A 1,247-nucleotide genomic window follows, 5' to 3' on the forward strand; every position below is an offset into this window, starting at 1 on the left:
GCGATTCTTTACCGTACAAATGCCCAGTCGAGGGCTTTTGAAGAGGCTTTAAGAAAACTCAATATCAAGTACCGAATCATCGGAGGCTTATCTTTTTATCAACGAAAAGAAATCAAAGATTTGTTGGCCTACCTTCGTTTCACAATAAACCAGAATGACGAAGAGGCTTTTAAACGCATCATTAATTTACCCAAGCGTGGCATTGGCGATACGACAGTTGCCAAAATCGTGGTTACGGCTGCCGAAAATGGCAAGTCGGTCTGGGAAGTGGTGAGTAACATCAATCAATACATTGCTGGACGTGCTGCTCAGACGATTGATGATTTTGCGACACTCATCAAAAGCTACGGTTTATTGATTGAAGAAGGCAAAGATGCCCACACGGTGGCTTCATACATTGCCAAAACTTCGGGACTTTTGAAAGAATTGTACGATGATAAAACCGTTGAAGGTTTGGCTCGCTACGAAAATATCCAAGAATTACTCAACTCAATCAAGCAATTTGTTGATAATCCAGAAAATGAAGAAGTGACTTTGAGTGCGTTTTTGCAGACGGTTACGCTCATGACCACCGCCGACCAAGAAGACGAAGATGGCGACCACGACCGTGTGACCCTCATGACGATTCACGGAGCAAAAGGTCTGGAGTTTAAGTATGTCTATATCGTTGGTTTGGAAGAAAACCTTTTTCCATCACAAATGATGCTCTCGAAACGTAGCGATTTGGAAGAAGAACGTCGTCTGTTTTACGTGGCCATCACCCGTGCAGAGAAGAAATTGACTTTGAGCTATGCCGAAAGTCGTTATAACTATGGCCGTCTGAACTACTGCGAACCAAGTCGTTTTTTGGAAGAAATCGACCCAAAATACCTGCAAATTTCAAGAAGTAGGGTGATTTCTTACGGAAACAGTGATGCAAGAAATGACCGTCCAGCTACGACGAGTTCGCCAGTTCCGTCAGGATTTACTAAGAAAGAAACCCTAATTTCTAATTTAAGACCTGTACAGAAAGCTGCTCCAGTGAATCATACGCCAACGGGCGATTTTGTGGCAAGCGATACCTCAAACCTAAAAGCAGGAGACAAGGTAGAACATCCGAAATTTGGCTATGGGACTGTCACGAAAATGGATATTAATGGCAATGACCGAAAAGCAACCATCAAATTTGATGCTCAAGGACAAGGCGAAAAAACGCTTTTGTTGAGTTTTGCGAAATTGAGAATTGTAGAATAGACTATAACAAAAAA

1 protein-coding gene is annotated in these 1,247 nt (G+C 42.3%); it reads left to right on the plus strand.

Annotated elements, in window-relative coordinates; all coding sequences use genetic code 11:
* Positions 1 to 1,233: ATP-dependent helicase (locus ACOVO2_RS06805; RefSeq protein ID WP_421769249.1), on the plus strand; the 1,233-nt coding region annotated here is incomplete at its 5' end.
* Positions 1,234 to 1,247 lie beyond the last annotated feature (14 nt).

The sequence above is a fragment of the Emticicia sp. genome, from assembly GCF_049241225.1.
GTDB lineage: Bacteria > Bacteroidota > Bacteroidia > Cytophagales > Spirosomataceae > Emticicia.